A 20453-nucleotide genomic window follows, 5' to 3' on the forward strand; every position below is an offset into this window, starting at 1 on the left:
TGAGCGTCGAATCGTTCGACGCGGAGGAATGCTGCGGCGCGTCACGCGCGCCGCGAGCGATGCGAAGCGTTAGCCGGGCCATTGCAGCCCGGCCGGTCGCGCGTCAGTTGAGCGCCATGCTCAGCTTGCGTCGCCATGCCGCGACGAGCTCGGGGTGATCGCCCGCCAGTTCGAACACCGAAATCATCGTGCGGCGGCCGAGATCGTCGCCGTACGCGCGGTCGCGCATCACGATTTCCAGCAATTGCTCGAGTGCGCCTTCGTACGCCCGCCGTGCGATCAGGCTCTGCGCGAGGTCGAAGCGCGCATCGAGATCGGCGGGGTTCGCGGCGATACGTGCTTCGAGCGCGTCGGTCGGCGGCAGGTCGGCCGTCGCGTCGAGCGCATCGAAACGGGTCTTGACCGCCTGGTAGCGCGGATCGCCGCCCTGCACGGTCTGCGGCGACAGGCGTTCGGTTTCGGCACGCGCGAGGTCCACCTGGTTGTTCGCGAGCAGCAGCTCGATCAGGTCGAGCCGTGCGTCGTCGAAGCCGGGGTTCAGCGCGAGCGCTGCTTCGAGGTGCGTGACCGCATCGTCGTAGCGCGACTCGGCGATCGCGTATTGTGCGGCGCGGCGTTCGGCTTCGTCGGGCGCCGGCAGCAGCCGGTCGAGGAATGCGCGCAACTGGCCTTCCGGCAGCACGCCGACGAACTGGTCGACCGGGCGCCCGTCGGCGAACGCGATCACGTGCGGGATGCTGCGCGTCTGGAAGTGCGCGGCGAGCTCCTGGTTCTCGTCGACGTTCACCTTCACGAGCTTCCAGCGGCCTTCGTAGTCGGCTTCGAGCTTCTCGAGCAGCGGGCCGAGCGTCTTGCAGGGGCCGCACCACGGCGCCCAGAAGTCGACCAGCACGGGCGTGTCCAGCGACGCCTCGATGACGTCTTTCTCGAAAGTGGCAAGCGTGGTGTCCATGTCGTTCTCTTCCGTTCGAATGTCGTCAGGATGGGGGCGGCACGCCCCTTTTTCAACGCGGCTTCGATTCGGGCAGCGGAATCCACTCGGTTTCGCCCGGCACCTTGCCCATTTCCTGGTTCGTCCACGCCTGTTTCGCGCGCTCGATCGCGTCGCGGCTGCTGGCGACGAAATTCCATTCGATGAAGCGTTCGCCGTCGATCTTGTCGCCGCCGAGCAGCATCGCGCGTGCGCCGTTGCCGCTCGCGAGCGTGACCGACGCGCCGGGCGCGAGCACGGCCATCTGCTCGGCCGGCACCGGCGTGCCGTCGATCGTCAGGCCGCCGTCGACCACGTAGATCGCGCGCTCCTCGTGCGACGCGTCGAGCTCGACGCGGCCGCCGGCCGCGAACTCGGCGGCGACATACAGCGTGCGCGAGAACGTCGTGACGGGCGAGCGCAGGCCGAACGCGTCGCCGGCGATCACCGTCAGCGCCACGCCGTTCTCGTCGCGCTTGGGCAGCGTGTCGGCCGCATGGTGTTCGAACGACGGCTCGGTGGTCTCGTGGGCGGCCGGCAGCGCGACCCAGGTCTGGATCCCGTGCACCGTGTGGCCGCTGGCGCGCTGCGCGTCGGGCGTGCGCTCCGAGTGGACGATGCCGCGGCCGGCCGTCATCCAGTTCACGTCGCCCGGCACGATTTCCTGCAGCGAGCCGAGGCTGTCGCGATGCAGGATCGCGCCGTCGAACAGGTAGGTGACGGTGGCGAGCCCGATATGCGGATGCGGGCGCACGTCGAGGCCGGTACCGGCCGGCAGCGTCGCGGGGCCCATGTGATCGAAGAAGATGAACGGGCCGACGAGGCGCGCGGCGAGCGCGGGCAGCGTGCGGCGCACCTGCAGGTTGCCGATGTCGCGGATGTGCGGCTTCAACAGGGCTTTGATCGGATCGGTCATGGCGGTCTCGTGAGGGCGGCGGGGATGCCGGTCATTGTACTGGCCGAGCGGCAACGACGCGCGCAACGGTGCGGGGCACGCGCGGGCCGGCGAGCCCGGCCCGCGCGGCGCGAACGTCGGGTCGCGGCACTGCCGCGCGTGCCGCCGATTCCATGCGCGCGGCGCAGGTATCGGGCGGGCCGCGCGGCGAAACCCGGTAGACTGACCGGCTTCAGAACAATCATTCGACAATCGAGGAGACGCCGATGATGGCCCCGAAGGACTTGCTGCTCGCGCTGATCGTGATCCTGGCGTGGGGCGTGAACTTCGTCGTGATCAAGGTCGGCCTGCACGGCATGCCGCCGATGCTGCTCGGCGCGCTGCGCTTCACGCTCGCCGCGGTGCCCGCGGTGTTCTTCGTGCGCCGCCCGCAGATTCCATGGCGCATGCTGATCCTGTACGGCGCGACGATCCAGCTCGGCCAGTTCGTGTTTCTGTTCACCGGCATGTACGTCGGCATGCCGGCCGGCCTCGCGTCGCTCGTGCTGCAGTCGCAGGCGTTCTTCACGCTCGTGTTCGCGATGCTGTTCCTCGGCGAGCGGCTGCGCGTGCAGAACCTGATCGGCCTCGCGATCGCCGCGGCCGGCCTCGTCGTGATTGCGGTGCAGGGCGGTGGCGCGATGACGCTCGCGGGCTTCCTGCTGACCATCTGCTCGGCCGCGATGTGGGCATTCGGCAATATCGTCACGAAGAAGGTCGGCCGCGCGAACCTCGTGTCGCTCGTCGTGTGGGCCAGCCTCGTGCCGCCCGTGCCGTTCTTCCTGCTGTCGCTGTGGTTCGAGGGGCCGCAGCGGATCGAAGCCGCGCTCGTCGGCCTGAACGGCGCGTCGATCTTCGCGGTCGTTTATCTCGCGTTCGTCGCGACGCTCATCGGCTACGGCTTGTGGAGCCGCCTGATGTCGCGTTATCCGGCCGCGCAGGTCGCGCAATTCTCGCTGCTGGTGCCGATCGTCGGGCTCGCGTCGTCGGCGCTGTTTCTCGACGAGCACCTGACGCGCGCGCAACTGATCGGCGCCGCGCTCGTGATGGGCGGGCTCGCGGTGAACGTGTTCGGCGGGAAGCTGATGCGCCGTTTCGCGGCGTCGTGACGCGCCGGCACGCAGCGCGTGCCGGCGGCGGGGGAAGCGCGGCCGTCAGGCCATCCGGCTCTTCGCGAGCGGCGGATTCGCGGCGAAGTAGCGCTTGATGCCGCGGAAGATCGCGTCGGCCATCTCGTCGCGATAGCTGTCGTCGTTGAGCCTGCGCTCTTCGTCCGGGTTACTGATGAATGCGGTTTCGACGAGGATCGACGGAATGTCCGGCGCCTTCAGCACCGCGAACCCGGCCTGCTCGACCGAGCCCTTGTGCAGCTTGTTGATGCCGCCGACTTCCTTCAGCACGTAGCCGCCGTAGCGCAGCGAATCGCGGATCTGCGCGGTCGTCGACATGTCGAACAGCGCGCGGTTCACGGCCGCGTCCTGCGTCTTGATGTTGATGCCGCCGATCAGGTCCGACGAGTTTTCCTTGTTCGCCATCCAGCGGGCCGCGGCGCTCGTCGCGCCGTGGTCGGACAGCGCGAACACCGACGAGCCGCGCGCGGACGGCGTCGTGAACGCATCCGCGTGGATCGACACGAACAGGTCCGCGCCGACCCGGCGCGCCTTCTGCACGCGCACGTTCAGCGGTACGAAGAAGTCGGCGTCGCGCGTCATCATCGCGCGCATGTTCGGCGCGCCGTCGATCTTCGCGCGCAGCTTCTTCGCGATGTCGAGCGCGATGTGCTTCTCGTATGTGCCGCCGCCGCCGATCGCGCCCGGATCCTCGCCGCCGTGGCCCGGATCGATCGCGACCGTCAGCAGGCGCACGGTGCCGCCCTTGCCGGATTTCGGCGCGGTGAACTTGTAGGTGTCGCCGTCGTCGTCGCTGTCGTCGCGGCGCGCGATGACGGGCGGCGGCTTGACGGCCGGCTTCGCGGGCGCCGAAGGCGCGGCGGCGGCCGGCGGCGTGCGCGGCGTGGCCGGCGTGTTCTGCGCGAAACGCTGGAAGAACGCGTCGCTGTTGTCGTTGCCGGCCATGGGCGGCGGCGGGGGCGCGCCCGGACCGTTCAGCGCGGTCGGCGGCTGCATCTGCTGCGCGCGCGCGGCGTCGTTGAGCGCCTGTTCCTTGCGTTCGGTCTGCGCGATCAGGTCGGTCAGCGGATCGGGGGCGACGGCCGGATACAGGTCGAACACGAGCCGGTACTTGTAGGTGCCCACCGGCGGCAGCGTGAACACCTGCGGCTTCACCGAACCTTTCAGGTCGAACACCATCCGCACGACGTGCGGCTGATACTGGCCGACGCGCACCGACTGGATCTGCGGATCGTTCGGCGCGATCTTCGACACGAGGTCGCGCAGCGCCTGGTCGAGATCGAGGCCGCTCAGGTCGACGACGAGCCGGTCGGGACCCTGCAACAGCTGTTGGGTATTCTGCAGCGGCTGATCGGATTCGATCGTGACGCGCGTGTAATCGCGCGCGGGCCACACACGCACGCCGAGCACCGACGACGCATGCGCGAGCCGCGGGGCGACGAGACCGAGCACCAGCGTCGACGCACCCGCGCACAGAATCTGGCGGCGGCGCCAGTTGTGCGTCGCGGTGGCCGCCGATTCGATCGAGCGGAACGGTTTGATCAACATCTTTCGAGACATGCCTTTCCTGAAGCGCTGAACGCCCGGACGGTGAGGGCGCGGCCGTCGCCATCCACGTCGAGCGAGAAAACCAGATCGGGCACGCCGAGCAGTGTGCCCGCCTGTTGCGGCCATTCGACGAGGCAGATCGCGCTGGAATTGAAATATTCGCGAAAGCCTGCGTCGGACCATTCGGCCGGATCGTTGAATCGATACAGATCGAAGTGATAGACCTCAAGTTCCCCATCGTCGCGTGCGAATGCGTACGGTTCGACGAGCGTGTAGGTCGGGCTGCGTACGCGTCCGGTGTGGCCGAGGCCGCGCAGGAGCGCGCGCACGAGGGTCGTCTTGCCCGCGCCGAGGTCGCCGATCAGCTGGATCTGCAGCCCGTCGAACACATGGGCGCGGGCGAGTTCGCTGCGCGCCGCGTCGAGTGCGTGCGCGAAGCGGGCGCCGAAGGCCTCGGTCGCCGCTTCGTCGGCGAGTGCGATCACGCGCTCCGCGAGCGGGGCGGGCAGCGTGTCTGCATGAGGCGTATGGGACGTGGCTGGCATTCTCGTAAAATAGTGCGATGAACCGATTACCGGAACTCGCCGCATCCGACAGGCCTTCGACTCGTGCCGAAGGCGCGGCGCCGTGCGCGCTCGATGATGCGACGTTGACTGCGCTCGCCGCTCGCATCAGGGCGTGGGGGCGCGAATTGGGTTTCGGGGCGATCGGCATCAGCGATACCGATCTCTCGGATGCCGAAGCAGGCCTCGCCGCCTGGCTGGAAGCCGGGTACCACGGCGAAATGGATTATATGGCGAAACACGGGATGAAACGTGCACGTCCGGCCGAACTTGTGGCCGGTACGCGACGCGTGATCTCCGTGCGGCTCGCCTATCTGCCGGCCGAAACGCTCGTCGCCGACCCGCCCGATGCGTCGTCCGGCACGCTCGTGCCGCACGACTGGCGCGCACGCGAGCGAGCGCGGCTCGACGATCCGCAGGCGGCCGTCGTGTCGATCTATGCGCGCGGCCGCGACTATCACAAGGTGCTGCGCAACCGGCTGCAGACGCTCGCGGAGCGCATCGAGCGCGAGATCGGCGCGTTCGGCTATCGCGTGTTCACCGATTCGGCGCCGGTGCTCGAGGTCGAGCTCGCGCAGAAGGCCGGCGTCGGCTGGCGCGGCAAGCACACGCTGTTGCTGCAGCGCGACGCCGGTTCGCTGTTCTTCCTCGGCGAGATCTACGTCGACGTTGCATTGCCGACCGACGCGCAAGTGCTGCCCGACACCGCGCCCGAGACGCCCGGCGCGCACTGCGGCAGTTGCACGCGCTGCATCGGCGCATGCCCGACCGGTGCGATCGTCGAGCCGTATCGCGTCGACGCGCGCCGCTGCATCTCGTACCTGACGATCGAATTGAAAGGCAGCATTCCCGAGCCGTTGCGGCCGCTGATCGGCAATCGCGTGTACGGCTGCGACGACTGCCAGCTCGTGTGCCCGTGGAACAAGTTCGCGCAGGCCGCGCCCGTCGCCGATTTCGACGTGCGGCACGGCCTCGATCGCGCGACGCTCGTCGATCTGTTCGGCTGGGATGCCGATACCTTCGATACGCGGATGCAAGGCAGCGCAATCCGGCGTATCGGTTATGAAAGCTGGCTGCGCAATCTCGCGGTCGGGCTCGGCAATGCGCTGCGCGCGCCGGCGGATCGGCTCGCATCGCATGCGCGCGACGCGATCGTCGCCGCGCTGCGGGCCCGTGCCGACGATCCGTCACCCGTCGTGCGCGAGCATGTCGAATGGGCGCTGCGTGCCGCATGAAGGCGGCGTAAAGTGTCGTCGGCGCGCGAGGGCGCCGCGCGTGTCACAGGTGAGGAGAGGGTCATGTTCAACGCAGTCATCGACGCACCGTTCGGCAAGGTCGGCATTCGTACCGATGCCGCGGTGGTGCGCGAGATCGTCTATCTGCCCGAGTCGATGAAGTCGGTCGACCCGGACTCGCCGCTCGCGAAGCGCGCGGTCAAGCAGATCGAACGTTACTTCGAGCGTGCGTCGGCGCGCTTCGACCTGCCGCTCGCGGAAGTCGGCAGCGCGTTCCAGCATCGCGTGTGGAACGTGATCAGCGACATTCCGCCGGGCACGGTGCTGACCTACGGGCAGGTCGCGAAGCGCATCGGCAGCGCGCCGCGCGCGGTCGGCCAGGCGTGCGGCGCGAACTATTTTCCGCTCGTGATTCCGTGCCACCGCGTCGTCGCGGCGGGCGGTCTCGGCGGCTTCGCGAATCACGACGACAACGGCTATTATCAGCAAGTGAAGCGCTGGCTGCTGGCGCACGAAGGCGTGCCGTACCGATGAGCGAACCGCTGCTTTCTTCCGACGCAGGGGCCGGCGACGACGCGGCCGCGGCATCGCCCGCGCTGCGTGCGAGCCGCGCGTCGATCGACGTGTTCTGCGATGCGCTGTGGCTCGAGCACGGGCTCGCGCGCAATACGCTCGACGCCTACCGGCGCGATCTGGTGCTGTTTTCCCAATGGCTCGCCGCGACGCACGACGCGCCGCTCGACGCGGCCGACGAAGCGATGGTGACGGGCTATATCTCCGCGCGCAGCGACGGCAAGGCGACGTCGTCGAACCGCCGTTTGTCGGTGTTCCGGCGCTATTACGGCTGGGCCGTGCGCGAACATCGCGCGAGCGCCGATCCGACGCTGCGGATCACGTCGGCGAAGCAGGCCGCGCGCTTTCCGTCGACGTTGTCCGAGGCGCAGGTCGAGGCGCTGCTCGGCGCGCCCGACATCGACACGCCGCTTGGCCTGCGCGATCGCACGATGCTCGAGCTGATGTACGCGAGCGGGCTGCGCGTGAGCGAGCTCGTCACGCTGAAGACGGTCGAGGTCGGGCTCAACGAAGGCGTCGTGCGCGTGATGGGCAAGGGCTCGAAGGAGCGGCTCGTGCCGTTCGGCGAAGTCGCGCACGGCTGGATCGAGCGCTATCTGCGCGAGGCGCGGCCGGCGCTGCTCGGTGCGCGCGCGGCCGACGCGCTGTTCGTGACCGCGCGCGGCGACGGGATGACGCGCCAGCAGTTCTGGAACATCATCAAGCGCCACGCGCAGCACGCCGACGTGCGCGCGCACCTGTCGCCGCACACGCTGCGGCACGCGTTCGCGACGCACCTGCTGAACCACGGCGCCGACCTGCGCGTCGTGCAGCTGCTGCTCGGCCACAGCGACATCTCGACCACGCAGATCTACACGCACGTCGCGCGCGAGCGGCTGAAGACGTTGCACGCGCAACACCATCCGCGCGGCTGATTCGGCGCGTACCGGGCGGTTCACGCGCCGGCACGCGGCTGCGCGTTACGCGAGTTCGCGCAGCCTGTGCTTGAGCACCTTGCCGGTCGATGCGGCCGGCAGCGCATCGAGCACGCGAATGTGCGCCGGGCGCTTGTAAGGCGCGAGCCGTTCCGCGCACCATGCGTGCAGCGCGGCCTCGGTCGCTGCCGCGCCCGGCATCAGTTCGACGAACGCGAGCACTTCCTCGTTGCCCTCGACCGCGCGGCCGATGACCGCCGCCTGCACGACGTCCGGATGCGCGTTCAGCACCTGTTCGACTTCGACCGGATACACGTTGAAGCCCGAACGGATGATCAACTCCTTGCTGCGGCCCGCGATCGTCACCGCGCCGTCCGCTTCCTGCCGCGCGAGATCGCCGGTGCTCAGCCAGCCGTCGGGCGACACGGCGGCACGCGTGGCGTCCGCGTTGCGGTAGTAGCCGAGCATCACGTTCGGCCCGCGCACGCGGATTTCGCCGACTTCGCCGGGCGGCACGCCGGTGCCGTCGGGTGCGACGATCCGCATCTCGACGCCGGGAATCGGCACGCCGACCGAGCAATCGGTGCGCGGCGCGTCGAGCGGCGTCTGCGTGATCGTCGGGCTGCTTTCGGTCATCCCGTAGCCGTTGTGCAGCGGCACGCCGTAGCGGCGCTCGACGCGCGCCTTCAGGTCGGCATCGAGCGGCGAGCCGCCCGAATACGCGAAGCGCAGCCGCGGCGCGTGCCACGCGTGAGCGTGCGTATGCAGGTGCTCGAGCAGCTTCGCGTGCATCGCGGGCACGCCCTGGAAGATCGTCACGCCTTCGTCGGCCAGCGCGACGCGCACGGCCTCCGGCGAGAAGCGCGGCGCGAGCCGCAGCGTCGCGCCGGCATACAGGCTGCCGAGGCAGACCGACGCGAGCCCGTACACGTGCGACACGGGCAGCACTGTGTACACCACGTCGTCGGGCGACACGCGGCGCAGCGTGCTCGAGGTTGCCGCGATGAACAGCAGGTTGCGATGCGACAGCATCACGCCTTTCGGCGCGCCGGTGGTGCCGGTCGTGTAGATCAGCGCCGCGCATTGGGCGGCGCCGTCGGCCGCGACGGGTTCGTCGGGGGCGTTCGCGTCGAGCCGATGCGACCACGCGCCGATGTCGACCGGCAGCGCGCCGGCCGGCGTCGCGTCGTGGCGCGCCGCGTGCGCGCGCGCATCGGGCGACGTCTCCGTCGCGAAGGCGATCAGTTTCGGCCGCGCGTGCGCGGCGATCGCATCGAGTTCGCCGGCCGACAGCCGCGCGTTCGTCATCAGCGCCCAGGCGTCGACGCGCGCGACCGCGAACAGCAGCACGATCTGCGCGACGCTGTTTTCGGCCACGATCATCACGCGATCGCCGCCGCGCACGCCGAGGCTCGCGAGCCGCTCGGCGGCCGCGTCGACGGCGCGTGCCAGCTCGCCGTACGACAGGCGGCGCGCGTCCTCGATCAACGCCGGGTGCGCGGGTGCGCGCGCGGCCCAGCGGGCGGGCACGTCGGCGATACGATCGGGCAACGCGGCGAGCAGGGCCGCGACGTCGAGCGGCGCGGATGAGCGGTCAGACGAGGTCATGGCGTCTCCTGTGAAGGGGCCGGGCGGCGGCGCGGCGATATTTGCGAACGATCGTGCCATGGCGGCGCATGCGCCACAATCGGCCAATCGGGCAATAACGCTTCGCACGCGCCGCAATGATGGCGCGTCGCGGGGCGATGGTTTCGGCCGGTGCCCGAGGGGGCCGCGAGTATACCGCCGGCGCGGCGCGCATTCGCGCGAGCCCGTGACGGACGATCGTGCAATGGCGCCCGCCGGCCGGTCGTTCGCCATTAAAATGCGGCCATGAGCAAATCCAGACACGTATCCGAGACACCCGCGACCCAGCTGCTGCGCCGCCACGCCGTCGCGTTCGGCGAGCATCCGTACGAATATGTCGAGCACGGCGGCACCGGCGAATCGGCGCGCCAGCTCGGCGTCGACGAACACAGCGTCGTGAAGACGCTCGTGATGGAGGACGAGCACGCGAAGCCGCTGATCGTGCTGATGCACGGCGACCGCACGGTGTCGACCAAGAACCTCGCGCGGCAGATCGGCGCGAAGCGCATCGAGCCGTGCAAGCCCGAGGTCGCGAACCGCCACTCCGGCTACCTGGTCGGCGGCACGTCGCCGTTCGGCACGCGCAAGACGATGCCCGTGTACGTCGAATCGACGATCCTCGAATTGCCGACGATCTACCTGAACGGCGGCCGCCGCGGCTATCTCGTGAGCCTCGCGCCCGCGGTGCTCGCGACGCTGCTCGGCGCGACGCCCGTGCAGTGCGCGAGCGTCGACTGAGGGTTTCACCTTCGTGGCAGGCCGTGCTCGTTCGGTAGAATGGGCGCCGTTTCGGCTGGTCGGCCCGTGTGGCCGGCCGCCACAGCCTGCCGGCGGTTCGTCGCGACGGCGCCTGCCGCCTCCGGCCGGCACGCCGCGCCCGGCCGTCCCTTCACCGATACGTTGAAAGAAGAGTTCTCCGCATGCAGATCCTGCTCGCCGCACTTGTTGCCTACCTGATCGGTTCGGTGTCGTTCGCCGTCGTCGTCAGCGCCGCAATGGGCCTGGCCGATCCCCGTTCGTACGGGTCGAAGAATCCCGGCGCGACCAACGTGCTGCGCAGCGGCAACAAGAAGGCCGCAATCCTGACGCTCGTCGGCGACGCGTTCAAGGGCTGGATCGCCGTCTGGCTCGCGCGGCGCTTCGGGCTGCCCGACGTCGCGGTCGCCTGGGTCGCGATCGCCGTGTTCCTCGGCCACCTGTATCCGGTGTTCTTCCGCTTCCAGGGCGGCAAGGGCGTCGCGACCGCGGCCGGCGTGCTGCTCGCCGTGCACCCGGCGCTCGGGCTCGCGACCGCGCTGACCTGGCTGATCATCGCGTTCTTCTTCCGCTATTCGTCGCTCGCGGCGCTGGTGGCGGCCGTGTTCGCGCCGCTGTTCGACGTGTTCCTGTTCGGCATGCCGGGCCATAACCCGGTCGCATGGGCCGTGCTCGCGATGAGCGTGCTGCTCGTGTGGCGTCACCGCGGCAACATCTCGAAGCTGCTGGCGGGGCAGGAAAGCCGGATCGGCGACAAGAAGAAGGCAGCGGCCGACGGCGGCGCGCAGGACGGCGGGAAAGCCTGAAGGAAGGCGTGACTGCGGCCGCCCGCCGGGGCGCGCGGGGCCCGGCGGCGCGGCATGACTGGCCGACGGCGTCGATCAGTCGCGGAAGTTGTTGAAGTCGAGCGGGGTGTCGGTCACGTCCTTGCGCAGCATCGCGATCACGTTCTGCAGATCGTCGCGCTTCGTGCCGGCCACGCGCACCGCGTCGCCCTGGATGCTCGCCTGCACCTTGATCTTGCTGTCTTTCACGAGCCTGACGATCTTCTTCGCGAGATCGCCCGTCACGCCTTTCTTCACGGTGACGATCTGCTTGACCTTGTCGCCGCCGATCTTCTCGACCTTGCCGTAGTCGAGGAAGCGCACGTCGACGTTGCGCTTGGCCAGCTTGTTGATCAGCACGTCCTTGACCTGGCCGAGCTTGAAATCGTCGTCGGCGAACAGCGTGAGCTCGCGCTCCTTGTGCTCGACGCGTGCGTCGGAGCCCTTGAAGTCGAAGCGCGTCGAAATTTCCTTGTTCGACTGCTCGATGGCGTTCTTCACTTCGATCATGTTCGCTTCGGAAACGACGTCGAACGATGGCATGGCATTCTCCCTTGAGATGCGGGCGCCCGGCTCGCGCGCGGGCACTCGCTATAATTGCGGACTGTTTGCCATTTTACCGATGCCCCTTCGTTTGCCCAAGGCCGGCCGTGCGCCTGCCGGGCGGACGTGACCGCGAATGCCGATGCCTCCTGACGATTCCGCCCTGTCGCTGCTCCCCGACCATCCGCTCGCCGCGCACAACACGTTCGGCATCGGCGCGCGCGCGCGCTTCGCCGCACGCATCACGGATGCGGCGCAGTTCGCGGCGCTGCATCGCGACCCGCGCATCGCGAACCTGCCGCAACTCGTGCTCGGCGGCGGCAGCAATGTTGTGTTCACGCGCGATTTCGACGGCGTCGTGCTGCTCGACGAGATCGCCGGCCGCCGCGTCGTGCGCGAAGACGACGACGCATGGTACGTCGAGGCCGGCGGCGGCGAGACGTGGCACGCGTTCGTCGCATGGACGCTCGAGCACGGGATGCCGGGCCTCGAGAACCTCGCGCTGATTCCGGGCACCGTCGGCGCCGCGCCGATCCAGAACATCGGCGCGTACGGCCTCGAGATGAAGACGTATTTCGACTCGCTGGTCGCCGTCGAGCTCGCGACGGGGCGCAGCGAGCGCTTCGACGCCGCGCGCTGCGCATTCGGTTATCGGGACAGCTTCTTCAAGCGGGAAGGGCGCGGGCGCTTCGCGATCGTGGCGGTGACGTTCCGGCTGCCCAAGCGCTGGACGCCGCGGCTCGGCTATGCGGACGTCACGCGCGAGCTCGACGCGCGCGGCATCGCGGCCGATGCGGCGACGCCGCGCGACGTGTTCGACGCGGTCGTCGCGATCCGCCGCGCGAAGCTGCCCGATCCGCTCGTGCTCGGCAACGCGGGCAGCTTCTTCAAGAATCCGGTGATCGACGCCGCGCAGTTCGATGCGCTGCGCGCACGCGCGCCGGACGTCGTGTCGTATCCGCAGCCGGACGGGCACGTGAAGCTCGCGGCCGGCTGGCTGATCGATCGCTGCGGCTGGAAAGGGCGCGCGCTCGGCGCCGCGGCCGTGCACGACCGGCAGGCGCTCGTGCTGGTCAACCGCGGCGGCGCGACGGGCGCCGACGTGCTCGCGCTGGCGCGCGCGATCCAGGACGACGTGCGCACGCGCTTCGGCGTCGAGCTCGAACCGGAACCGGTCTGCCTGTAACGCGGCGCGCGTTCCCGGCTTTCAATTCCGTTTCGCCGGCACAAACAAAAAGCGCCGATCGACGATCGGCGCTTTTTGTTGCTTGCCGCCGGAGTGCGGCGGCGCGCGCGTGCTGCGCTCAGTGCTTGAGGCGGCCGAGCAGCAGGAACTCCATCAGCGCCTTCTGCACGTGCAGGCGGTTTTCCGCTTCGTCCCACACGACGCTTTGCGGGCCGTCGATCACGCCGGCCGTCACTTCCTCGCCGCGATGCGCGGGCAGGCAATGCATGAAGAGCGCATCGGCGTTCGCATGGCCTATCATTTCCTCGTCGACGCACCAGTCGGCAAACGCCTGCTTGCGTGCTTCGTTCTCGGCTTCGAAACCCATGCTCGTCCACACGTCGGTCGTCACGAGATCGGCGCCCTTGCATGCTTCGTTCGGATCGTCGAACACTTCGTAGAACGGCGCGCTGTCCGGCGACACGAGCTTCATGTCGAGCGCATAGCCCGGCGGCGTCGACAGGCGCAGCTTGAAGCCGAGGATCTGCGCGGCTTCGATCCACGTGTACAGCATGTTGTTCGCGTCGCCGACCCACGCGACCGTCTTGCCGGCGATCGGGCCGCGGTGCTCGTAGTACGTGAAGATGTCGGCGAGCACCTGGCACGGATGGTATTCGTTGGTCAGGCCGTTGATCACCGGCACGCGGGAGTTCTGCGCGAAGCGCGTGATCACGTCCTGCTCGAACGTGCGGATCATGATGATGTCGACCATCCGCGAGATGACCTGCGCGGAATCCTCGACGGGCTCGCCGCGGCCGAGTTGCGTGTCGCGTGTGCTCATGAAGACCGCGTGGCCGCCGAGCTGGAAGATGCCGGCTTCGAACGACAGCCGCGTGCGCGTCGAGCTCTTCTCGAAGATCATCGCGAGCGTGCGGTCGTGCAGCGGGTGATAGGTCTCGTAGTTCTTGAACTTGCGTTTCAGGATACCCGTGCGTTCGAGCACGTACTCGTAGTCTTCCAGCGAGAAATCCTTGAACTGCAGGTAGTGACGAATGGTTTTGGCGGTCATGAAACGAAATACGGCGGGTCTCACCCGGCAGCGAGGCCGGACGGCGCCGCCGTCGGGTGTGGATAACTCAAAGCAGCATAAAGGATTTTCTGTGCTTTGACGAGCCACGACGAAAGCCGGGGCGCGATCGAAGCGGGGCCCGGTCGGGTGCCGGAGGGTGTCGGAAGAGGGCCCGCGAGACGGCGCGCGATGGCGCACTGCGGTATAATTCAAAAGTTTTCTCCAGCCCGGCAGGCAAGCCGTTTCGCGCGCTGCCGGACACAAGCCATGCGCTGCACAAAACCGGTGCGGCGCGCCGGTGGCGCGCATCGAAGGCCTGTTTTTCAGGACGTCGGAGCGCTTGCGCCGCCGTCCACTCCAGCTTTGTGTTCGCGTATCCAGGCGCCGTCGCCTGGGCATCGCCGGGCCGTCACTTGGGTAACCACATGGCTGAAACCCCTCCGACCGAATTCTTCATCCAGGGCATCACGAAAGACGGGAAAAAATTTCGCCCGAGCGACTGGTCGGAGCGTCTGGCCGGCGTGATGGCCTGCTTCGGGCCCGGTGCGAGCGGGCGGAATGCGCGCCTGAAATATTCGCTGTACGTGCGCCCGACGATGATCGGCGACCTGAAATGCGTGATCCTCGATTCCCGGCTGCGCGACATCGAGCCGATGGCATTCGATTTCGTGCTGAATTTCGCGAAGGACAACAACCTCGTCGTCACCGAGGCGTGCGAACTGCCGGATCACGGCGAAAAGAAGTGAGTGCGATGGGCGAGGGTGCTTCGCGCGTGCGGCGCGCGCCCGATGCCCGGCCGGCATGATGTCCGGACGACGCGCAGCAAAAAAGCCCGCCTAGGCGGGCTTTTTTGCGATCGCAGGAAACAGGAGCGCCCGCCGAAGCGGGGCGCACCGGATTACGCTGCTGCCTGCAGACCCTTGACGGCTGCGGCCAGGCGGCTCTTGCTGCGAGCGGCCTTGTTCTTGTGAACGATCTTCTTGTCGGCGATCGTGTCGATCGTCTTCACGGCAGCCTTGAACAGCTCGGCAGCCTTTGCCTGGTCGCCGGCTTCAACAGCCTTGCGAACCGACTTGATCGCGGTACGGAATTTCGAGCGCAGCGCCGAGTTGTGCGAATTTGCCTTCGCGGCTTGGCGGGCGCGCTTGCGTGCTTGTGCGGAGTTAGCCATGACGGTTCCTTATCCTGTCCTGTTTCCAGAGCTTGGAGCCTGACGGCCAAGCGCTGCTTTTCGATCCGTCCCCTGAGAACGATTGCCCAGGGGCGCATAAAAAACGGTGATTTTAACCGAGGCCGAGACATGAAAACGACAGGCGCCGTGCATGTACAGGCTCAGAAACCGGCAATTGTAGCAACAGAATCAAGCACGTGGCAAGTTCAACGTGACATCGGCCGGACGGGGCGCTGGCGGCACGCGTGCTTTTCGGCATCCGTCCGTGCCGGGTCACGCAACGTCCGTATAATAAGCGCCCCATGAATCTATTCCGAGCCCTGCTGACGGTCAGCGGCTTCACGCTGCTGTCGCGCGTGACCGGACTGGCCCGCGAAACGCTGATCGCCCGTGCGTTCGGCGCCAGTCAATACACCGACGCGTTCTACGTCGCCTTCCGCATTCCGAACCTGCTGCGCCGCCTGTCCGCCGAAGGCGCGTTCTCCCAGGCGTTCGTGCCGATCCTTGCCGAGTTCAAGAACCAGCAAGGGCACGATGCGACCAAGGCGCTCGTCGATGCGATGTCGACCGTGCTCGCATGGGCGCTCGCCGTGCTGTCGGTCCTCGGGATCGCCGGTGCGTCGTGGGTCGTGTTCGCGGTCGCGTCCGGCCTGCACACCGACGGGCAGGCGTTTCCGCTCGCGGTCACGATGACGCGGATCATGTTCCCGTACATCGTGTTCATTTCGCTGACGACGCTCGCGTCCGGCGTGCTGAACACCTACAAGCGCTTCTCGCTGCCGGCTTTCGCGCCGGTGCTGCTGAACGTCGCGTTCATCGCCGCCGCCGTGTTCGTCGCGCCGCACATGAAGGTGCCCGTCTTCGCGCTCGCGTGGGCCGTGATCGTGGGCGGCGTGCTGCAGTTCCTCGTGCAGCTGCCGGCCCTGAAGAAGATCGACATGGTGCCGCTGATCGGGCTCAACCCGGTGCGTGCGCTGCGTCACCGCGGCGTGAAGCGCGTGCTCGCGAAGATGGTGCCCGCGACGTTCGCGGTGTCGGTCGCGCAACTGTCGCTGATCATCAACACCAACATCGCGTCGCGGCTCGGGCAGGGCGCGGTGTCGTGGATCAACTACGCCGACCGCCTGATGGAGTTCCCGACGGCGCTGCTTGGCGTCGCGCTCGGCACGATCCTGCTGCCGAGCCTGTCGAAGGCGCACGTCGACGCCGATACGCACGAATACTCGGCGCTGCTCGACTGGGGACTGCGCGTCACGTTCCTGCTCGCGGCGCCGAGCGCGCTCGCGCTGTTCTTCTTCGCGACGCCGCTCACCGCGACCCTGTTCAACTACGGCAAGTTCGACGCGCATACCGTCACGATGGTCGCGCGCGCGCTCGCGACTTACGGGATCGGCCTCGTCGGCATCATCCTGATCAAGATCCTCGCGCCGGGCTTCTACGCGAAGCAGGACATCAAGACGCCGGTGAAGATCGCGATCGGCGTGCTGATCGTCACACAGATCTCGAACTACGTGTTCGTGCCGCTGATCGGCCATGCGGGCCTCACGCTGAGCATCGGCGTCGGCGCGTGCCTGAACTCGCTGCTGCTGTTCATCGGGCTGCGCAAGCGCGGCATCTACCAGCCGTCGCCGGGCTGGCTGCGCTTCTTCGTGCAACTGATCGGCGCGACGCTCGTGCTCGCGGGCCTGATGCACTGGTGCGCGATCAGCTTCGACTGGACCGGCATGCGCGCGCAGCCGCTCGACCGGATCGCGCTGATGGCCGCGTGCCTCGTGCTGTTCGCTGCACTATATTTCGGTATGTTGTGGGTAATGGGCTTCAAATACGCTTACTTCAGAAGGCGCGCCAAGTGACGACCGCAATGACCCGCGTCCTCGACTACTTCAGCACGCTCGTGGCGGACGACGACAGTCTGCCCGTCACGGAAACCGCGCTGTCGCTCGCGCAGGACGCGTATCCCGACCTCGACCTGCAGGGCACGCTGGCCGAACTCGACATGCTGGCCGCGCGGCTGCGCCGCCGGCTCGCCGACGACGCGGACCTGAAGGACCGCGTCGCCGCGCTCAACGAGTTCTTCTTTCGCGAACTCGGCTTCGCGTGCAATCACAACGATTACTACGACCCCGATAACAGCCACCTGAACGCGGTGCTGAAGCGGCGGCGCGGGATTCCGATCTCGCTGTCGGTGCTGTATCTGGAGCTCGCCGAGCAGGTCGGCGTGCCGGCGCGCGGCGTATCGTTCCCCGGTCATTTCCTGCTGCGCGTGACGCTGCCGGACGGCGACCTGATCATCGACCCGACCAACGGCCATTCGCTGTCCGAAGCCGAGATGGTCGAGATGCTCGAGCCGTACGTCGCGCGTGCGGCCGGCGCGGTCGACAGCGCGTTGCGCGCGCTGCTGCAGCCGGCCACGAGCCGCGAGATCATCGCGCGGATGCTGCGCAACCTGAAGACGATCTATCTGCAGACGGAACGCTGGCAGCGGCTGCTCGCGGTGCAGCAGCGGCTCGTGATCCTGCTGCCCGAGCAGCTCGACGAAGTGCGCGATCGCGGTTTCGCGTATGCGCGGCTCGACTACCTGCGCCCCGCGCTCGAGGATCTCGAGCAGTATCTCGGCGAACGGCCCGATGCGGACGACGCAACCGTCGTCGAATCGCAGGTGTCGGAGCTGCGCCAGCGGATGCAGCGCGACGACGAGGACTGAGCCGCCCGCGGCCGTGCCGCAACCGGCAGCCGGAACGAAAACGCCCGCAATGCGGGCGTTTTGCATTTGCGTCGTCCAGCGCTTACTTCGGCTGCATCCGGATCGCGCCGTCGAGGCGGATCACTTCACCGTTGAGCATCGGATTCTCGATGATCTGACGCACCAGCATCGCGTATTCGTCCGGCTTGCCGAGCCGTGGCGGGAACGGCACCATCGCGCCGAGCGCGTCCTGCACGTCCTTGGGCATGCCGAGCAGCATCGGCGTCTCGAACAGCCCCGGCGCGATCGTCATCACGCGGACGCCGCTGCGCGACAGGTCGCGCGCGATCGGCAGCGTCATGCCCGCGACGCCGGCCTTCGATGCGGCATACGCAGCCTGGCCGATCTGCCCGTCGTACGCGGCGACCGATGCGGTGCTGACGATCACGCCGCGCTCGCCTGCGTCGTTCGGCGCGGTCGCGGCCATCGCGGCGGCCGCGAGCCGGATCATGTTGAAGGTGCCGACCAGATTCACGCTGATCGTCTTCGCGAACACGTCGAGCGGATGCGGGCCGTCCTTGCCGACGGTTTTCGCGGCGGGCGCGATGCCCGCGCAGTTCACGAGGCCGCGCAGCGTGCCCGCGCGCGTCGCGGCGTCGACGGCCGCCTGCGCGTCGGTCTCGCTCGACACGTCGCAGCGCACGAAGACGCCGCCCAGTTCGTTCGCGAGCGCCGTGCCGGCCGTCTCGTTCAGGTCGGCGAGCACGACGTTGCCGCCTGCCTGCGCGAGCATGCGGGCCGTTCCCGCGCCGAGGCCCGATGCGCCGCCGGTGATCAGAAAGACGTTGCCGCGAATCTCCATGACTGTCTCCTTGGTGGGGCCGATGCCGGTCGATCGGCTGAAAGCCGGTGCGCGCCGCTGTCCAGCGCGCACGTATCCGGACGATTGTACGGGGCGTCATCGCGCGGCGGCCGGACAAGCACGGTCGTGCGAATCGCGGCCGGGCGAAAAAAAAGCCGCCCGGGAAGGGCGGCTTGCGGGTGCGCGACGCAGCGCTTACTTCAGTGCGTCGAATGCGCGCGCGCGGATTTCGTCGACGCTGCCGAGGCCCGAGATCTTGCGATACTGCGGCGCCTTCAGGCCGTTTTCCTCGCCGCGTTGCGCCCAGTCGCCGTAGTACGTGATCAGCGGCTTGGTTTGCGCTTCGTACACTTCGAGACGCTTCTTGACGGTTTCTTCCTTGTCGTCGTCGCGCTGGATCAGCGGTTCGCCCGTCACGTCGTCCTTGCCCTCGACCTTCGGCGGGTTGAACTTCACGTGATACGTGCGGCCCGATGCCGGGTGCGTGCGGCGGCCGCTCATGCGTTCGACGATTTCCGAGAACGGCACGTCGATCTCGAGCACGTAGTCGATCGCGACGCCCGCTTCCTTCATCGCGTCAGCCTGCGCGATCGTGCGCGGGAAGCCGTCGAACAGGTAGCCGTTCGCGCAATCCGATTCCTTCAGGCGCTCTTTCACGAGGCCGATGATCAGCGCGTCCGGCACGAGCTTGCCGGCGTCCATGTAGCCCTTCGCCTCGACGCCGAGCGGCGAGCCGGCCTTGACGGCCGCGCGCAGCATGTCACCCGTCGAGATTTGCGGGATGCCGAACTTTTCCTTGATGAAGTTTGCCTGGGTGCCCTTTCCCGCGCCGGGCGCGCCCAACAGGATCAAACGCATGGTGATATCTCCGGTATGTAGATTCGTGTGGCGAGACGCAAAAGCGTCGACGACGTGCGCGGGGCTTGCCTGGCGCGCGGTGAACCGGTCTGATGCGACGCGTCGTCGATGGCGACGCGTGGCTGCCGGAAAGGACCGCGGCGGGGGGCAAGCGAAGGCGCGCGGGTCGCGGACGGCTCGCACAATCGCCTGATTATGCCATGGGTTATTTTGAAGTCGGCTGAAAAAGGGCCTGCACGCGCGCGAGATCGGCCGGCGTGTCGACTCCGGCGGCGGGCGCCTGATCGGTGATGAGCACGGCGATGCGCTCGCCGTGCCACATCGCGCGCAGCTGTTCGAGCTGCTCGGCCTGCTCGATCGGCGCCTGTGCGAGCGACGGATACGTGCGCAGGAAACGCGCGCGATACGCATACAGGCCGATGTGGCGATAGACCGGGAAGGCCGGTGCCGGCATGGCCGCGACGTCCGGCCAGTGCGACGCGTACGCATCGCGGCTCCACGGAATCGGCGCGCGCGAGAAGTACATCGCGACGTTGCGCGCGTCGAGCGCGACCTTCACGACGTTCGGGTTGAACACGTCGGCTGCGTCGTGGATCGGATGGGCCGCGGTCGCGATCGCGCAGTCCGCATGAGCGGCGAGGTGCGACGCTACGTCGCGCACCAGCGCCGGGTCGATCAGCGGCTCGTCGCCCTGTACGTTGACGATGACGGTGTCGTCGCTCCAGCCGAACGCCGCCGCGACTTCCGCGAGCCGGTCGGTGCCCGACGGGTGATCGGCGCGCGTCAGCACCGCTTCGAAGCCGTGATCGCGGGCCGCGTCGAGCACGCCCTGCGCGTCGGAGGCGACGAGCACCTGCTGCGCGCCGGCTTCGCGCGCGCGCTCGGCGACGCGCACGACCATCGGCTTGCCGCCGAGATCGGCGAGCGGCTTGTTCGGCAGGCGCGTCGACGCGAGCCGGGCAGGAATGACGGCGATGAAGGGCTGCGGATGAGTCATCGGGGTTCAGCGGTGAGAAGGGCGGGGCGGGC

Annotated in this window: 21 protein-coding genes; 10 read left to right on the forward strand and 11 right to left on the reverse strand. The window is 68.1% G+C overall.

Annotated features, from left to right (window positions below; translation table 11 throughout):
• Positions 1 to 103 precede the first annotated feature (103 nt).
• Positions 104 to 952, reverse strand: a complete 849-nt coding sequence (gene trxA, locus BME24068_RS01025; RefSeq protein WP_096502425.1) for a thioredoxin — start codon at positions 950 to 952, stop codon at positions 104 to 106.
• A gap of 52 nt (positions 953 to 1004) precedes the next feature.
• Positions 1005 to 1886 (reverse strand): pirin family protein, encoded by an 882-nt coding sequence (locus tag BME24068_RS01030; RefSeq protein WP_174924910.1) that lies wholly within the window; start codon positions 1884 to 1886, stop codon positions 1005 to 1007.
• Between the two features lie 248 nt (positions 1887 to 2134).
• On the opposite strand from BME24068_RS01030, the gene BME24068_RS01035 reads away from it, so the two are divergent.
• Entirely contained in the window at positions 2135 to 3013 is an 879-nt protein-coding gene (locus BME24068_RS01035; protein WP_174925076.1) for an EamA family transporter, read from the forward strand.
• 45 nt (positions 3014 to 3058) lie between these two features.
• On the opposite strand, the gene BME24068_RS01040 is transcribed toward BME24068_RS01035, so the two are convergent.
• Together BME24068_RS01040 and tsaE are read right to left on the reverse strand one after the other, a co-directional pair.
• Positions 3059 to 4594, reverse strand: coding sequence for an N-acetylmuramoyl-L-alanine amidase (locus BME24068_RS01040; protein WP_096502419.1), 1536 nt, complete (start codon positions 4592 to 4594; stop codon positions 3059 to 3061).
• A complete protein-coding gene (gene tsaE / locus BME24068_RS01045; protein ID WP_174924911.1) occupies positions 4576 to 5127 on the reverse strand; it encodes a tRNA (adenosine(37)-N6)-threonylcarbamoyltransferase complex ATPase subunit type 1 TsaE in 552 nt (183 codons plus the stop codon). The genes BME24068_RS01040 and tsaE overlap by 19 nt, the downstream gene beginning before the upstream one ends.
• Before the next feature lie 17 nt (positions 5128 to 5144).
• Here tsaE and queG point away from each other — a divergent pair, with 17 nt between their 5' ends.
• The 3 genes from queG to xerD all read left to right on the forward strand — a co-directional run bounded on the left by queG (position 5145) and on the right by xerD (position 7867).
• Positions 5145 to 6380, forward strand: coding sequence for a tRNA epoxyqueuosine(34) reductase QueG (queG, locus tag BME24068_RS01050; RefSeq protein WP_174924912.1), 1236 nt, complete (start codon positions 5145 to 5147; stop codon positions 6378 to 6380).
• Positions 6381 to 6443: 63 nt separating this feature from the next.
• Positions 6444 to 6914 carry a methylated-DNA--[protein]-cysteine S-methyltransferase gene (locus tag BME24068_RS01055; protein ID WP_174924913.1) on the forward strand — a complete coding sequence of 157 codons (471 nt, stop codon included), beginning with the start codon at positions 6444 to 6446 and terminating at the stop codon, positions 6912 to 6914.
• On the forward strand, positions 6911 to 7867 hold the full coding sequence (gene xerD / locus BME24068_RS01060; protein ID WP_174924914.1) for a site-specific tyrosine recombinase XerD: 957 nt from the start codon (positions 6911 to 6913) through the stop codon (positions 7865 to 7867). The genes BME24068_RS01055 and xerD overlap by 4 nt, the downstream gene beginning before the upstream one ends.
• Positions 7868 to 7912: 45 nt before the next feature.
• Here xerD and BME24068_RS01065 read toward each other — a convergent pair whose 3' ends face one another.
• Positions 7913 to 9475, reverse strand: a complete 1563-nt coding sequence (locus BME24068_RS01065) for a class I adenylate-forming enzyme family protein (protein WP_174924915.1) — start codon at positions 9473 to 9475, stop codon at positions 7913 to 7915.
• 264 nt (positions 9476 to 9739) lie between these two features.
• On the opposite strand from BME24068_RS01065, the gene ybaK reads away from it, so the two are divergent.
• Together ybaK and plsY are read left to right on the forward strand one after the other, a co-directional pair.
• Positions 9740 to 10231 carry a Cys-tRNA(Pro) deacylase gene (gene ybaK, locus BME24068_RS01070; protein ID WP_174924916.1) on the forward strand — a complete coding sequence of 164 codons (492 nt, stop codon included), beginning with the start codon at positions 9740 to 9742 and terminating at the stop codon, positions 10229 to 10231.
• A gap of 182 nt (positions 10232 to 10413) precedes the next feature.
• On the forward strand, positions 10414 to 11055 hold the full coding sequence (gene plsY / locus BME24068_RS01075; protein WP_096502405.1) for a glycerol-3-phosphate 1-O-acyltransferase PlsY: 642 nt from the start codon (positions 10414 to 10416) through the stop codon (positions 11053 to 11055).
• A gap of 75 nt (positions 11056 to 11130) precedes the next feature.
• Here the strand turns inward: plsY and BME24068_RS01080 are convergent, their stop codons facing one another.
• Positions 11131 to 11616 carry a YajQ family cyclic di-GMP-binding protein gene (locus tag BME24068_RS01080; protein ID WP_098550818.1) on the reverse strand — a complete coding sequence of 162 codons (486 nt, stop codon included), beginning with the start codon at positions 11614 to 11616 and terminating at the stop codon, positions 11131 to 11133.
• 136 nt (positions 11617 to 11752) lie between these two features.
• Here BME24068_RS01080 and murB point away from each other — a divergent pair, with 136 nt between their 5' ends.
• Positions 11753 to 12802, forward strand: coding sequence for a UDP-N-acetylmuramate dehydrogenase (gene murB / locus BME24068_RS01085; RefSeq protein WP_096502403.1), 1050 nt, complete (start codon positions 11753 to 11755; stop codon positions 12800 to 12802).
• A 118-nt stretch (positions 12803 to 12920) separates the two neighbouring features.
• On the opposite strand, the gene argF is transcribed toward murB, so the two are convergent.
• Entirely contained in the window at positions 12921 to 13850 is a 930-nt protein-coding gene (gene argF, locus BME24068_RS01090) for an ornithine carbamoyltransferase (RefSeq protein ID WP_174924917.1), read from the reverse strand.
• 425 nt (positions 13851 to 14275) lie between these two features.
• Between argF and BME24068_RS01095 the strand changes: the two genes are divergently transcribed.
• On the forward strand, positions 14276 to 14596 hold the full coding sequence (locus tag BME24068_RS01095) for a DUF3579 domain-containing protein (protein WP_096502399.1): 321 nt from the start codon (positions 14276 to 14278) through the stop codon (positions 14594 to 14596).
• Positions 14597 to 14748: 152 nt separating this feature from the next.
• Here BME24068_RS01095 and rpsT read toward each other — a convergent pair whose 3' ends face one another.
• Positions 14749 to 15021 (reverse strand): 30S ribosomal protein S20, encoded by a 273-nt coding sequence (rpsT, locus tag BME24068_RS01100; RefSeq protein WP_006482211.1) that lies wholly within the window; start codon positions 15019 to 15021, stop codon positions 14749 to 14751.
• 233 nt (positions 15022 to 15254) lie between these two features.
• Between rpsT and murJ the strand changes: the two genes are divergently transcribed.
• Positions 15255 to 16874, forward strand: a complete 1620-nt coding sequence (gene murJ, locus BME24068_RS01105; RefSeq protein WP_338138570.1) for a murein biosynthesis integral membrane protein MurJ — start codon at positions 15255 to 15257, stop codon at positions 16872 to 16874.
• Positions 16875 to 16882: 8 nt separating this feature from the next.
• Entirely contained in the window at positions 16883 to 17725 is an 843-nt protein-coding gene (locus BME24068_RS01110; RefSeq protein ID WP_174924919.1) for a SirB1 family protein, read from the forward strand.
• Between the two features lie 82 nt (positions 17726 to 17807).
• Here the strand turns inward: BME24068_RS01110 and BME24068_RS01115 are convergent, their stop codons facing one another.
• The 3 genes from BME24068_RS01115 to kdsB form a co-directional block, all read right to left on the reverse strand.
• Complete coding sequence (locus BME24068_RS01115; protein ID WP_174924920.1) at positions 17808 to 18566, reverse strand: 3-hydroxyacyl-CoA dehydrogenase; 759 nt, start codon at positions 18564 to 18566, stop codon at positions 17808 to 17810.
• A 195-nt stretch (positions 18567 to 18761) separates the two neighbouring features.
• The gene (adk, locus tag BME24068_RS01120; RefSeq protein WP_174924921.1) at positions 18762 to 19424 is read right to left on the reverse strand and encodes an adenylate kinase; all 663 of its coding nucleotides are present in this window, start codon (positions 19422 to 19424) and stop codon (positions 18762 to 18764) included.
• A gap of 205 nt (positions 19425 to 19629) precedes the next feature.
• The gene (gene kdsB, locus BME24068_RS01125; RefSeq protein ID WP_096502391.1) at positions 19630 to 20421 is read right to left on the reverse strand and encodes a 3-deoxy-manno-octulosonate cytidylyltransferase; all 792 of its coding nucleotides are present in this window, start codon (positions 20419 to 20421) and stop codon (positions 19630 to 19632) included.
• Positions 20422 to 20453 lie beyond the last annotated feature (32 nt).

Origin of the sequence: Burkholderia anthina (assembly GCF_902498995.1) — a bacterium.
Lineage (GTDB): Bacteria > Pseudomonadota > Gammaproteobacteria > Burkholderiales > Burkholderiaceae > Burkholderia > Burkholderia anthina.

Coding starts and splice junctions, on each gene's coding strand:
- trxA (WP_096502425.1), bottom strand. CDS start 952: ATGGACACCACGCTTGCCACTTTCGAGAAAGACGTCATCGAGGCGTCG.
- BME24068_RS01030 (WP_174924910.1), bottom strand. CDS start 1,886: ATGACCGATCCGATCAAAGCCCTGTTGAAGCCGCACATCCGCGACATC.
- BME24068_RS01035 (WP_174925076.1), top strand. CDS start 2,135: ATGGCCCCGAAGGACTTGCTGCTCGCGCTGATCGTGATCCTGGCGTGG.
- BME24068_RS01040 (WP_096502419.1), bottom strand. CDS start 4,594: ATGTCTCGAAAGATGTTGATCAAACCGTTCCGCTCGATCGAATCGGCG.
- tsaE (WP_174924911.1), bottom strand. CDS start 5,127: ATGCCAGCCACGTCCCATACGCCTCATGCAGACACGCTGCCCGCCCCG.
- queG (WP_174924912.1), top strand. CDS start 5,145: ATGAACCGATTACCGGAACTCGCCGCATCCGACAGGCCTTCGACTCGT.
- BME24068_RS01055 (WP_174924913.1), top strand. CDS start 6,444: ATGTTCAACGCAGTCATCGACGCACCGTTCGGCAAGGTCGGCATTCGT.
- xerD (WP_174924914.1), top strand. CDS start 6,911: ATGAGCGAACCGCTGCTTTCTTCCGACGCAGGGGCCGGCGACGACGCG.
- BME24068_RS01065 (WP_174924915.1), bottom strand. CDS start 9,475: ATGACCTCGTCTGACCGCTCATCCGCGCCGCTCGACGTCGCGGCCCTG.
- ybaK (WP_174924916.1), top strand. CDS start 9,740: ATGAGCAAATCCAGACACGTATCCGAGACACCCGCGACCCAGCTGCTG.
- plsY (WP_096502405.1), top strand. CDS start 10,414: ATGCAGATCCTGCTCGCCGCACTTGTTGCCTACCTGATCGGTTCGGTG.
- BME24068_RS01080 (WP_098550818.1), bottom strand. CDS start 11,616: ATGCCATCGTTCGACGTCGTTTCCGAAGCGAACATGATCGAAGTGAAG.
- murB (WP_096502403.1), top strand. CDS start 11,753: ATGCCGATGCCTCCTGACGATTCCGCCCTGTCGCTGCTCCCCGACCAT.
- argF (WP_174924917.1), bottom strand. CDS start 13,850: ATGACCGCCAAAACCATTCGTCACTACCTGCAGTTCAAGGATTTCTCG.
- BME24068_RS01095 (WP_096502399.1), top strand. CDS start 14,276: ATGGCTGAAACCCCTCCGACCGAATTCTTCATCCAGGGCATCACGAAA.
- rpsT (WP_006482211.1), bottom strand. CDS start 15,021: ATGGCTAACTCCGCACAAGCACGCAAGCGCGCCCGCCAAGCCGCGAAG.
- BME24068_RS01110 (WP_174924919.1), top strand. CDS start 16,883: ATGACCCGCGTCCTCGACTACTTCAGCACGCTCGTGGCGGACGACGAC.
- BME24068_RS01115 (WP_174924920.1), bottom strand. CDS start 18,566: ATGGAGATTCGCGGCAACGTCTTTCTGATCACCGGCGGCGCATCGGGC.
- adk (WP_174924921.1), bottom strand. CDS start 19,424: ATGCGTTTGATCCTGTTGGGCGCGCCCGGCGCGGGAAAGGGCACCCAG.
- kdsB (WP_096502391.1), bottom strand. CDS start 20,421: ATGACTCATCCGCAGCCCTTCATCGCCGTCATTCCTGCCCGGCTCGCG.